We start from the raw sequence: 13,428 nt of genomic DNA on the forward strand, positions 1-13,428 counted from the left end.
CTAATAAAATTATAATAAATTATTCAATGGTAGACTACTATATTTATTTATTTACGGTACAACGGTAGTTTTTTTCTTTATGTCAACCACTTCAATTTTACTGTTCTCGATTAAGCTTTTAGGCATGCAATAGTATATAATAATTCCAATGGCGGCTAGACAGCAAGCTCCAGCTGCTATTCCCACTACTGACATTTCCAAGTGAACTGCAGTAGCTACTCCTAGAGCAACTCCAGCTGTTGTTAGTACGGAGGCAACTATAATATGCAGGTTGTTGTTTTTTGTATCTTGTAGAACAGTGTTATCCACTTGTTCAGATTTTTTGTTAGTTGCTGGAGAGTATTGATGATGCTGACCTTGGTGTAGGCGGTATTGGTGTTGGCTCTGTTTTTTAGGTTGTGGATCTTGCGGACTACTTCTTTTAGAAACAGAGACATTTTCGCCTTTGTCTATACTCTCAAAAGGGGAACCGCCGTTATCACTTAATACATCGACTGCACTAAAAGAACTGCTGCTATGACTCCGATCACTATTCGTAGAACTCTCTAGTGAATGTGATGATGAATCTAGTTGACTGCCTTTGCTTTCGAGCTCTAGCTCATTTTTCATTTGTGATGGTGTATGTTCAGTAAATTGACTAGGGACTTGCTTTTTTTTATTATCATTAACAACTGATGAGATGTCAATACATTCACTTTGAGACTTTTGTGTACTTGAAGAAGCTCCTTCGCTTTGAGGAACATCCATTTCTCCTGTAACTTGAGTCTCAAGAATTTCTTGTTGCTCTTGAGCATTAGGTGGTTTGCTACTATGATTTTTTTTCTTTTTGCTTTTACACATTTCGCCCCCTTGTAATTATTGCTAATAGGCTTCTGTATTGAAGCCTATTCATTATTTATAATATTTTTTCTGTTGTCCATAGTATTTTTTTAGCTGGTGGCTGATGGTCCTTTTGGATTTTATCTTTTTTATTGTTTGTTGACTGTTTGTCTTGAAAATATATAGGTTACTGATAGTACTCCTTTTGCCAAATGCGTCGATCATAAGCTTTTATTTATTACCTTTGAGATTTATTGACCTTTCGGTGGTTATCAATGACTTTCATTTTTTATTGTAAAATAATGTTGTTCTGTGTTTGAAGTGCCATTTAGGAAAAGATAGTAAAAGATGTAGTTAGAGTTCTAGTGGTTGTGTAATGAGGTACTGCAACTATAATGGATAGTACCTATTTTAGGATAATGTTCTTTTACTATACAGAAGTTTATTCTAAAGTTAATTTGTTGTTGAAGTTACTTATTTTTAATAGCCTACCTACGTACTTAAAGTCCATAATGAGAACGTTATTGTTTGTCTGACAAGTAGTTGCTCTGATGGATATAGTTTTTTCTCTAAGAAGCTTTTTGTAAATTTTACCATCACGGTAGTTAAAAACTATTGGGGAACAGAAATTGCAACATAAACATATTATTCAGCTCTCTATCAAAAATAAAAAAAGACATAAGAAGTTGTATAGCAAGAGCGATTTTCCATGCTGTGTATAGCCTGTACAATTAATTCTAAAATCTTTAGTTTCTAAAACTTTTTCTTTTTGGTGTACTTGTTTAGTATTTTATCAAGGATAGGCAACGAATCATAAAATGCATTACAAAATTAACATGCATTTTTTCACCTTTAGGTAAAAATTCAGAAATAGATATAGCAGTATTTACATCAGTTATCATGTCATAAAGGTTTTTAGTAACATGATGGAAGCTGTAATAATTCTTGTTTACACTAAATCCTATAATTCATACTTAGTTTAGGTCACTAATCATAACATCTTTTAAGTATCACTCTTAAAGTTGCTACATTAAAAAATCTCTAAAGTTTGGGAGTAACTGATATTCCTTAGCTTTAATCATCTAAAATTTCAGGCTCTTTATTTTCCTTTAATATTAGAACCCAGAAATGACGGCCTCAATTGTTTCTTGATTTTTACTCTTCGTAAAATCTTAAATTTTTTCAATACTTAAGTCTTGGAAATTGCTTTTATTTTTGTTGCTGTTTTCCCTTTTGGGATTTTTTGTGACATGATCTAACTAGGTAAATAATCCTACGTCATATTTTTTTCTATTAAAATGACGCTAGTATATAATGCCTAAATAGGAATCTTGTCGAGTAAGTTGTTCAGTCTCTTAGCAAATAGGTTTGCATTGTCCATTTCTTCGCCTTCTACAATACAAGCTTGGTAGAATAATAAGTGAACCATGTCTTCTAATGTTTGGTTTTCACCGTTTTCAGCATAAGATTTCATTATATTTTTTATTACGGGATGTTTAGTGTTGATTTCAAGCACCTTTGGCGTGCGATAATTTAATTGTTTTTGTTCGCGCAAAAAACGCTCCATTCTAAGATCCATAGCACCCTCATCAATCGCTAAACACACAGGACTATCAGTTAGTTTTTTAGAAATTTTTACGCTTTTTACTGAATTACCAAGAACTTTGGTGAAATATTGTAATATAGAATCTGTATTCTCTTCGCTCTTTTTTTCATCTGATTTGTTTTCTTCATCTTTTTTTCTCGGGGAAAACTTGTCTAGGTCGACGTCAGCACGAGTTACAGACTTAAATTTTTGATCTTTATATTCATGAACTACACTAGTCCAGAAATCATCTACTGGATCAACAAACAGAAGAACCTCTAATCCTTTACTGACAAACCCTTCGAGTTGTGGACTGTATTTCACAGAATCCAAACTGTTTCCTGTGAGGTAGTAAAGATACTCTTGCTCAGGCTTCATTCTGCTTATATAGTTGTCAATGCTGACTAGCTTATCGTCACTAGTGCTATGGAATCTGCAAATTGAAAGCAGCGCTTCTCTTTCATCAGTTGGCATAGCTTCACAAAGACCCTCTTTTAATACCGCACCAAAGTTAGTCCAAAATTTTGTATATTCCTCTAAATTTTCTTTTGCCTTCTTACCGAGTTCAGATATCACTCGTTTAGTGAGAGATTTTTTAATTTGCTCAACAACACGGTTATTCTGTAGTGTTTCTCTGCTAATGTTAAGAGGTAAATCTGGAGAGTCAATGATTCCTTTCAGGAACCGTAAATACTGTGGTATAATCTGTACATTATCTTCAGTAATAAATACTTTATTTACATATAGCTTTACAGAGCAACGTCTGTCTGGGTGGAATAAATCAAAAGGTTTGATAGAGGGAACATAAAGTAAATTTGTGTATTCTATTACTCCTTCATTTTTGTTATGTAATATCATCCAAGGCTCACCGCCAACATGCGCAACACTACGAAAGAGATCGTTGTGCTCCTCTTGAGTAACATCATTTTTCGGCTTAGTCCAAATTGCGGCCTTGCTATTTAATCTTTCACTTTTTCCTTCTTCATCTATGAACTCAACAGGGGAATTTATGTGGTCTGAGTAAGTAGTAACAACGTTTTTAATGCGAAACTTGTCCAAAAATTCGTTCTCTTCAGGACGTATAATTAGAGTAATTTTAGTTCCGCGGGTGATTTGATCATTCAATTTGCTGATTGAATATTTTCCATATCCCTGAGATTTCCAGATCCAAGATTCCTCTTCTCCTGCTTTTCTAGATTCAACTATCACCTCTGAGGCAACCATGAAACTTGAATAAAAACCTACACCAAATTTTCCAATTAACTCTACAGTTTGACTTGAATCTTTGCTATTTTTGATAGCCTCCAGAAATTTTTGTGTACCAGAACTAGCAATTGTGCCAAGGTTATCTATTAAATCCTGCCGGTTCATTCCAATACCGTTATCGGCTATATATAACTCATTCTTATCTTTATTAGTACTAATAATAATTTTTAACTCATCACTTGAATCTAGTAAGTTAGGATCTAGTTGAGATTCATAGCGTAGTTTGTCACATGCGTCTGATGCATTTGATATCAGTTCACGTAGGAAAATTTCTTTATTAGTATAGAGGGAATGAATTACTATATTTAGTATTTTTTCTATTTCAGCATCGAATTTTAAATTTTCAGTTTCTTGTACATTATGCACTTTGAACTCCATTATTAGTCTATTACTTAATGATCTAAGTATTATACCATGATCTTTCAAGGTCACACGCACTAAAATTAATGTAGCTACTATATATATAATACTAGATAAATTAGATATCATAGTTGTGTAATCAAATATTTTTTAAGACTGTTAAAAGCTAATTATTTTTCACAACCTGTGTTATTTACTTTCTTCCTTTTAAGGAGTGTCGATAAAGTGTTATATTGGTTCTTAAAATTTGTTACCTGCTTTAAACTTTCCTTATGCTTTAGTTTTGGCTAAAAACTTTATTAAAGTTGAATTGTCTTATTCTATCGATGCTCATTCTCTACGCTAATTTTCAAGCTGAGACTTTATTATTGTATAATTAAAAAAGCTTATTAAGTTGGACATCGTATTTTTCGCCATTAATATTTAAGTTAATTGCATGAGTAACATTTGGAGAAGTTGTATCTTGTACTACAAATTTTGCTTTGTTCTTATGATTATTGCATATCTTACTAAGATTAAGAGCTTTATCCTGGTAATTAAAAGCTTTTTCTAATTCTAAATTAAACTTTTTCTATTTGTTTTTGTGAAAAAACTCTGATCTATGTTTGTTTGTTGCATTTTATTGTTTAATGTACTTTTTTAGCTGCTTCTTTCATGTTGTTAGTATTCTCCGCATCTTTTTCATCTCATCAAAAAGCCCTTCTTCTTTTTGATTTTCTTGTAATGCAATTTTATTCTTTTCATTTTGTTGTTCTCAAGATCTCTTACTTATTATTAAATTTCTCTTTTTTGAGATTCTTACCTGTCTAATGAAAAACTAACATCATGCTTTAATAGGTTTTTTATCAGTTTGCATAGAAGTTTCAGAAATCTTTTTTTTTGTTCATTTTACCCAAATTGTTCATCTTCTACAGCAGTTTTTAAGATTACTGGCTACTTCTTGAAACTCTGGATCATATTCGCAATCCTTCGATATTCGAGTTGTTGCGTGTCTGTTTGTGTAGAAGTTTAGTGGTTTGTGTTGTTTACCTGATTTCTTACGATAACTTATCATTGCTACTAAATCTACTTTTCTTATTTATAGCAGTATAGAGTTCTTGTTTCTTTTGTAAGGTAATTAACCTTATTTTCTAATAAAGCATCTTCTGAAAATACTAAAAAGTGTGTCTTGAATTTTGTTTTAATATCTTTTTGAGATGTATTCTTTAACTTTAGCCATGCTTTATTTTCTTAATAAAGAGTATAAAACCCAGTGTATTAGTTCATCGTGTAGAAATGATTAACATGGCTTGCAATAAATAGTATTTCTTAGGCTCATCAAAAGCGTCCCATTTATATTTTTTTATCAAAATGTTATTTACTTGTTAACCTAAAGTGCGTAACAATGTAGAAATGAAAAACAGCTCATTAGCAGTAGTATTCGACTGGGATAATACCTTAGTTGATACCCAAGACAATATTTCTAGTGACGTTAAGCATAACTTAGACTCAATGGAGTGTAGTAATAAAGCCGCTGATAGAAATTTTCATGAATTGATAAGGAACTATATGATCAATTTGTTTGATAACCAGTGGGAAAAAGTAAATCAGATACGTCAAAGATACTTAAACAATGTACTATTGCAAAATATTACCCTGAACCAGGGAGTAGGGGAAATGCTTCAGAAGTTGAAAAGCCACAATATTTATCTAGCAATAGTTAGTAATAAGAAGAATATTAATTTACGTAAAGAAGTTGCCTATTTAAAATTAGACTCTTACTTTGAAAGAGTAGTGGGTTCATGTGATACTGCAGAGGATAAACCATCTGCAATCCCATTGCTATTTGCATTGAAAGAGAGTATTTTGCCCATAAGTAGAGAAAATGTATTTTTTGTTGGTGATAGCATCACAGATATTTTGTGTGCACAAAACGCTAATTGTTCACCAATTATATATGGCCAATCAATAAGTGGCTACGAAGATTTGTTGTGTTTTCAACATTTTGATAAACTTACAGACTTCATAATAAAGTATTTAAAAGATAGATGATGAACTCTGTTATAGAGATTGCCAGTATACAAAGGCGCTTTTGCGCGTATTTATTAGATGTAGTAATTTTACTAATTCCAACCTTGTTGATTGTCCTTTTACTAAAGGATTTTCCGTTAATTCTATATTTACTGTATATATGTATGAACTGCAGTTATTTCACATATTTTATATCTTCAGCAACTCAAGCAACTCCTGGTCAGCAGTTAATGAACATACATACCATTAGTTTAGATGGTTCTAAAATAGATTTGAGTTTAGCATTTGATAAAAGTGTCTCTCAGTTTTTTCTTCCTCTATTGAACAACATAATAATTATTCTCATCGATCTTTTTCAAGCTCAGGAAGCGTTAGTAAAAGCCTTAAACTTACTGGAAGTAATTATAATACTGCTTACTTTTTGCTGGTATTTTATAGCTTGCTTCTCTAAGAAGAAGCAGACATGTCATGATATGCTATTTGGTACAATTGTTGTGAAAGGAACTATTAAATGAATTGGTATGACCTCTTTCTATTATTATAGAAATAATATCAGTAAAGTAAATTAAAGAAGGATTTTATTGGCTTAATCTTACTAGAAGAACTATTGAAAAAATGGGGAAGAATACTTGCATTGAATTGAAGAGCAGACTAACCTTATTGAGCTTATAGTTGAGAACTACCTAAAGATATAAGTTTAAAATGTTTAAAAAAATAGTATTTACTTTAACTATACCATGTTTACTTCTTTTTTCATTAGGGTTATGGCAATTATTTAGGTTGTACTGGAAAAGTAACATTATCAAAAATATGAATCTTCCAGTTGTTCATCTATTGTTCAGTGAAAATCTTACAAAATTTAACTATAGACATATTGAGATTGATGGAGTTTTAAGTGATATAGATCTATATGTTTTTGCAGGGCAACGCAGCTATCACGTGCTATCTCCTATGTTGCTTACTACTGGACATTATATGTTAGTGAATAAAGGGATGATCAATGAAAGAAAAAAGGAAAAAACAAAAATCGAAAAAGTAACTGTAAGTGGGGTTTTATATTGTGATAGCAGTAAAAGCAAAAGTTGGTTAATCAAAAATGATACTGCTTTGAACATTTGGTTTACCTTAAATACGGAAGAAATCTCCAATGAACTTGGCATTAAACTAGAGAAGTGTATGCTATGGCAAAAAGGTTTTGGCGATAAATTAACAATACAGCCAATAAAACATTTAGAATATGCAGTAACTTGGTTTGTACTTTTCTTGGTTTGGTTGATTATATGTATAATTTATTATGGACAGAGTAAATGTTATCTGAATAATTGATACATGTGTACATGTATTGCGATTTACAGGTTATTTATGGATAAGTGGCTATTATCTAACTTGTATTGGAAAAGGCAAAAAAGCCTAACATAGTATATAGATAGTTATTTACTTTCTGATCCTGCAGAACGGAGTGTTTTCTACTGTCTTTGAATGACTTATAAGCTCATTTTTAATTTGTGTAGGTGTAAAAACTTAAAAATTTTTTGAAGACACATGAGGTACGCATAGTGCAAAAATTGAACATAAGATGCCTAACTATATAATATTACTTTTGTCGTTTGGTCTACACGAGAATTAAAAATAGCTAAACAACTCTATTATGGGAGGGGAGTTGGCAAAGTTTATCAAGTAAAGTAGTTTTTAGTTTATTTGCCTGTTTTTAAATTGAAATGTTCATGTAATTGTGAAAAATGGCAGGAATGATCAATAAATATCTAAATTTATTAAAAAAACTTTACTATTATTCAACTAAAATTTGAGAATTTCAATATTTTATCTGTACTAGGTAGAACTAAGTTTATTAGTACTATTGCTTTTCTTATAGAGAAGATTTTCTTACTTTTTCCTTGCTTCCGTTTTCGTTTTTAACGATCTTTTTTCCATTTAGTATATCTTTGATTTCATCTCCAGTTAAAGTCTCAAACTCTAGCATGTTTTCAGCAATAAGTTCCAGGTCTTTATGGTATTTGGTTAAGATATCTTTTGCCTTTTCATAACATAAAGATACAATTCTTTTTACTTCTTCATCTATAAGCTTCAGGGTATCTTCGGAAATTATATCGGAACCATATACATTATTTTGTTCACGGTTGTGATATATGGGTCCTATTTTATCACTCATTCCCCATTTTGTTACCATAGCACGTGACAAATCAGATGCTTGTTTTATATCTGAAGATGCACCGCTTGTGACTTTGTCATAGCCAAAGACCAGCTCTTCTGCCACTCTTCCACCCATAGCAACGGTAATATCTGCTATCATCTTTTCTCTTGTATGAGATACTCTATCTGTTTCTGGTAGTCTCATAACCAAACCTAAGGCTCTACCTCTTGGAATAATAGTTGCTTTGTGTATCGGATCAGATGCAGCCATGTTAACGGCAATTATTACATGACCAGCTTCGTGGTACGCAGTAAGCTTTCTCTCCTCTTCTGTCATAACTAAGGATCGCCTCTCCACGCCCATCATTACTTTATCACGTGCATATTCAAAATCATCCATGGTAACAATTTTCTTATTTCTTCTTGCAGCAATAAGCGCAGATTCGTTTACTAAATTTGCCAAATCAGCTCCTGAAAAGCCAGGTGTTCCCCTTGCAACTGTTTTTACATTTACATCTGGTGCTGTTGATATCTTTTTTATATGAGTATTTAATATTTTTTCACGCCCATTTATATCAGGTAAAGAAATAGTAATCTGCCGGTCAAAACGACCAGGTCTAAGTAATGCTGGGTCTAAAACGTCAGGACGATTAGTTGCAGCAACTATTATCACACCTTCGTTGGATTCAAAACCATCCATTTCAACTAACAGCTGATTTAATGTTTGTTCTCTTTCATCATTGCCACCGCCAAGGCCAATACCACGATGTCTGCCTACTGCATCTATTTCATCTATAAAGATTATACAAGGAGCATTTTTTTTTCCTTGATCAAACATGTCACGGACACGGCTTGCGCCGACGCCAACGAACATTTCAACAAAGTCAGATCCGGAAATACTAAAGAATGGTACATTAGCTTCACCTGCAATTGCACGAGCGAGTAAAGTTTTACCGGTTCCAGGGGAACCAATTAAAAGGCAACCTTTTGGTATTTTCCCACCTAATACCTGAAATTTTTGCCTTTGTTTAAGGAAATCAACAATTTCTACTAGCTCTTCTTTTGCTTCATCAATTCCAGCAACATCGTCAAATGTCACTTTTTTTCCGCTAGTCATAAGCCTAGCTTTTGATTTGCCAAAGCTTATGGTTCTGTTACCTCCTGCTTGTGTTTGTTTTAAGAGGAAGAGTAGTAACCCGATAAAGATAAATGTTGGAATCCATTGAATGAGTAATCCACCAATGATACTCATTGCAGAATCTCCAGTTGAAAAGGAGAATTTCACTTTTCTATCATGCAAGCTTTTTATTAGATCACTGTATATAATACTACTTGAATTAAAGCTTAATCCATCTTTGAACTTACCTTCAATGCTCTGGTTTTTTATGATAACATTTTCTATGTCATTGTCTTCTAGTCTGATTAAAAATTCTGAAAAAGGTATAGTTATTTTATTTTTACTTATATTTCCACTGAATTGGATATAGGCAACCGAGACAAGTACAACTATTACTAACCAGATCAATAAGCCTTCTAGAAACTTTTTCATTATTATTTTTAACTAGACATCAATTAAGCTTACCAGATTTTGTTTTATTATACTATTAACAATGAATTGAATCTTACCGTTATTAACATTTTCTTCATCATAATTTATATAGGGATAAGCAATTACCTTTCCATCTTTTTGTATCACGGGTAAGGAATAAAAAACTTCAAAGCAGCAATTATAATTCTTTAAAAATTTAGGAATCTTTTGTGTTTTCTTTAGTGGGGTAATAGTTACTGAACACTCTTGATTTTTAAGTATCGTGCAGCTAAATCTATTATCCCATTTAATGGAGCCATTTAATGGCAGATTTACAGATACTTCTTGTATCCTTGATGATTCTCTGATTATCAATATGTTTTCTCTATATTTCTTTATTTTACATTCGGAAAGCATACAATGAACATCAGTGTCTTTTTGCAATATTTTATTAAATATTGCTATAAGACTGTTGTATCTTGGTTTATAATATTTGTTACTGAGTGCCATTATGGAGTAAAGAAGAAGTCTTAGAGCTATTTCCTCTGGCAATTTATAAAATTCACTTAGTCTGATTTCAATATACCCGAGATTGTGAATATTAACACAGTCATTAAACGCAAGGCGAGTGTAATAAATCAGCGCTTTTACAGCTCTTTTTATATGAAAAGTAGTGAGACATATTCGCTCTGTTAAAATCTTCTGGTTATCACTTGCTTTAAGCAAGTTACGATATAATGTACGCCTGTATGTCAAACTCTGATTGCTTTTATCTTCAATCCATCTTAACTGATGGAGGTTTGCGTATCTCTCTACTTCGCTACGGCTAAAATTTAAAAGTGGTCTCAATATGTGAATGCCATTAAAAGAAGATTTCCAATCCATGGATGATAACCCATCTATACCGCTACCGCGTTCAAGTCTGAGTAAGAATGTTTCTGCTTGATCATCTTTGTGGTGAGCAATAAGAAGGTATTTAATACCGTGATTTTTACACCATTCTGTTAACAGCTTGTATCGTGCTTTTCGTGCTTGTAACTGGATGTTACCTTTGATGCTTTGATTTTCCCATTTCAATATAAATGACTCCTTTACTCCAAGTTTTTTTGTGTAATTTAGAACAAACTCTGCTTCTTCCTTAGACCCTGAACGTAACCCATGGTTTACTGTTAATGCTACAGGGAGTGAATACTGTCTTTTTTTTGTCCAACTAACCATTAAATGTAACAAACTTACACTGTCAACACCACCTGATACTGCAACTGCAATTTTGTTATCATCGATAATAAAACTTTTAATTACATTTTGAAATAATGACTCTAATTCCACTAATTTCATTTGTATTTCTTGCATGATTTATTTTGTTAAGTCAATTGTGCAGTAAATAAGACTTACTGGATTCTAACAACCATGCTAATATGTTCCTTTGTGTAATTCTTCCTTTTTTTTTAGGACTACTGAGTTTCTCTTGCTCTATTGTAATCCCAGTCCTCAATACTGGGATCTAGCTTTTAAGGCAAGAAAACTATTTCTTTGCTTCAGAAAATAAAAATTCTACCCTACGATTCTTAGCGTGCTGTTTTTCATACTTAGAATTCTTAGAGTTATCTTGTACATACACTAAAGGCTCAGCTTCACCTCTAGAGACGGTTTTTATTCTACCTTCTAAGTGAGGTGCACAGCTAACCATGAACTTTTTAGCTGCGTTTGCTCTTCTTTCACCTAATGCAATGTTGTATTCATAGGAACCACGATTATCAGTATGACCAATTGCAGTAACCTTCATATCAGGATTATTTTGTAATACTTCTATTATATCAAGCAGGGCATCTGCGCCTGCTTCGATAATATTAGATTTATCGTAATCAAAGAAAACTCTTTTTTCACTCATCTGTTTAGTAACAAAATTCATTCTGTTTATTGCAGTTACTTCTTTCCTATCGCAAGAGCTTGCGCCAGTAAGTAGCAAACAAAAAGAACATATTATAACCAATCTATTCCACATTGCTAAACCTCCATAAATTTTTAAATAATGCGTGGCTTTAAATTTTACTAATTGATGATCTCTCTATATTGTAATATAGTCAAGAAAAATAAAACACTAAATATTTTTCTATAATCTTGCAGTAATTCTCTAATAAGAAGATGCTGGATTTGATAGAAGAATCTAGTAAAGGCATGGTATACGCGATTTTTTGTTGTACTTTGAGTAAATATGCTTTTAACTTTATTGTTAATCTATTACGATGTTAAACAGATTTTTTCTAAAAGATGAACAAATATGAAATATTGTAAGTTCTTAGAGGAAGTATTGTATAGGGTAGGGAATATCGAGAATACACTAAAAGTGCTAAGTCAAAGTCAATTGAATGTAGAAGATAAAATTGAACAAATGGGTCTCCTAGAAGAAATTAGACATGAAATTATTTCTCACGGCATAATAAAAGAGTTATTAATAAAAGCAGGTGCTTTTGATAGTGAAAAGAGTGCTAACAATTGGCAACTGAAGTTAGTAGAAAGAATGCATAAAAATAGCGGTGCTATCTCCATTGATTTAGTGAGGTCCTTATCCAAGGCTAAAGTTGAGTGCCAGAGTTTATGGAGGCTATCTAGATATGAAACTGGTAACTTAGGAAAATTAAAAAAATGCTTTGCTGATTTAATTAGACTCATTCGTGAAGTAGCTTCTATAAAGTCGCAGCAGTTAAAGTGTTTGAAATATGATTCATTACTTGCTGACTATGATTTTGATATTACAGAGAGGAATATAAGGGAAATATTTCCTAAAGTAGGCAAGTTTTTTAGCAAAAATGTAGACAAAATAATTGAAAAGCAGAAGAGAGATAAAATTATTAATATACATAAAGTTGCTGCTCGGAAGCAAATTGAACTTGGTTCATTATGTTTACAGCAAATGGGTGGTACATTATGCCATACCTCTTATTATGGTCCTATAGATTATAACGAATCTGATTTTTGTTGCGGTTTGTTTTTACTTTTACGATATAGCGGTTATGAAATTTATCAAAAGTGTTTAGCACAAAATTCTGTAAATAACTTTATTGCCAAGCATGTTATATATGAAACTCAAGGGTTATTTATGGAGAGAATGATTGGAACATCTAGAGAATTTATTGAGTTTATTCAACCATACATAAAAGAAAAATTTGCTATAAGAGGTAAAATTAATGCAAAAGCCAGTAGCATTGAGAATTTATATTTGATTTTCAATAAAATAAATCTTTCTTCCTCTTTAAAAAATGCAGATGAATTTAGTCTGTTAGCTCACATTATGCTAAGAACTAAATTAGAACAGAATATGATAAATGGTACGTTAGAGGTAGAAGATCTGCATGATGCATGGTTAGAAGGCATGAAGCACTATAAAATTCCGGTAGAAGCTGAAAATGAACTAGATACTTATTTTCAAGATGAATGTTGGGCAAGTGGAATTATGGGATATTTCCCTATTAAAGTTATGGCTTTAATTGCTGCTGCACAGATTTTTTCTTTTATTAAAAAAAATCATTATGAAATTCTAGGTGCTATAATAAAGGGGGATTTTAGTTTACTCATTAAGTGGTTATCTAAAAATATGTACAGTAGAAAGTATAGTTCTTCAGATCTACTAAAAAAAATAACAGGTAAGTGGTTAGATGTTGAATGTTGTACTAGCTACTTGTCTGAAAAGTATAATTTACCTCAATAA

The 13,428-nt window shown here is 32.0% G+C and carries 9 protein-coding genes; 4 read left to right on the forward strand and 5 right to left on the reverse strand.

Annotated elements, in window-relative coordinates; all coding sequences use genetic code 11:
- Nucleotides 1–51 precede the first annotated feature (51 nt).
- The gene (locus tag WOO_RS01830; protein WP_014868984.1) at nt 52–840 is read right to left on the reverse strand and encodes a TomO hydrophobic C-terminal domain-containing protein; all 789 of its coding nucleotides are present in this window, start codon (nt 838–840) and stop codon (nt 52–54) included.
- 1,297 nt (nt 841–2,137) lie between these two features.
- Nucleotides 2,138–4,036 carry a molecular chaperone HtpG gene (gene htpG, locus WOO_RS01835; protein ID WP_044135488.1) on the reverse strand — a complete coding sequence of 633 codons (1,899 nt, stop codon included), beginning with the start codon at nt 4,034–4,036 and terminating at the stop codon, nt 2,138–2,140.
- 1,386 nt (nt 4,037–5,422) lie between these two features.
- Between htpG and WOO_RS01840 the strand changes: the two genes are divergently transcribed.
- From WOO_RS01840 to WOO_RS01850, 3 genes are all read left to right on the forward strand, one after another.
- Complete coding sequence (locus tag WOO_RS01840) at nt 5,423–6,061, forward strand: HAD family hydrolase (RefSeq protein ID WP_044135406.1); 639 nt, start codon at nt 5,423–5,425, stop codon at nt 6,059–6,061.
- Nucleotides 6,058–6,555 (forward strand): RDD family protein, encoded by a 498-nt coding sequence (locus WOO_RS01845; RefSeq protein ID WP_014868987.1) that lies wholly within the window; start codon nt 6,058–6,060, stop codon nt 6,553–6,555. The genes WOO_RS01840 and WOO_RS01845 overlap by 4 nt, the downstream gene beginning before the upstream one ends.
- A 187-nt stretch (nt 6,556–6,742) precedes the next feature.
- Nucleotides 6,743–7,366, forward strand: a complete 624-nt coding sequence (locus tag WOO_RS01850) for an SURF1 family protein (protein WP_014868988.1) — start codon at nt 6,743–6,745, stop codon at nt 7,364–7,366.
- Between the two features lie 541 nt (nt 7,367–7,907).
- On the opposite strand, the gene ftsH is transcribed toward WOO_RS01850, so the two are convergent.
- The 3 genes from ftsH to WOO_RS01865 all read right to left on the reverse strand — a co-directional run bounded on the left by ftsH (nt 7,908) and on the right by WOO_RS01865 (nt 11,724).
- Nucleotides 7,908–9,740, reverse strand: coding sequence for an ATP-dependent zinc metalloprotease FtsH (ftsH, locus tag WOO_RS01855; RefSeq protein ID WP_014868989.1), 1,833 nt, complete (start codon nt 9,738–9,740; stop codon nt 7,908–7,910).
- 12 nt (nt 9,741–9,752) lie between these two features.
- On the reverse strand, nt 9,753–11,048 hold the full coding sequence (gene tilS / locus WOO_RS01860; protein ID WP_044135490.1) for a tRNA lysidine(34) synthetase TilS: 1,296 nt from the start codon (nt 11,046–11,048) through the stop codon (nt 9,753–9,755).
- Between the two features lie 196 nt (nt 11,049–11,244).
- On the reverse strand, nt 11,245–11,724 hold the full coding sequence (locus WOO_RS01865) for an OmpA family protein (protein ID WP_014868991.1): 480 nt from the start codon (nt 11,722–11,724) through the stop codon (nt 11,245–11,247).
- A 276-nt stretch (nt 11,725–12,000) separates the two neighbouring features.
- Here WOO_RS01865 and WOO_RS01870 point away from each other — a divergent pair, with 276 nt between their 5' ends.
- Nucleotides 12,001–13,428 (forward strand): gluzincin family metallopeptidase, encoded by a 1,428-nt coding sequence (locus WOO_RS01870; protein ID WP_014868992.1) that lies wholly within the window; start codon nt 12,001–12,003, stop codon nt 13,426–13,428.

The sequence above is a fragment of the Wolbachia endosymbiont of Onchocerca ochengi genome (assembly GCF_000306885.1).
GTDB lineage: Bacteria > Pseudomonadota > Alphaproteobacteria > Rickettsiales > Anaplasmataceae > Wolbachia.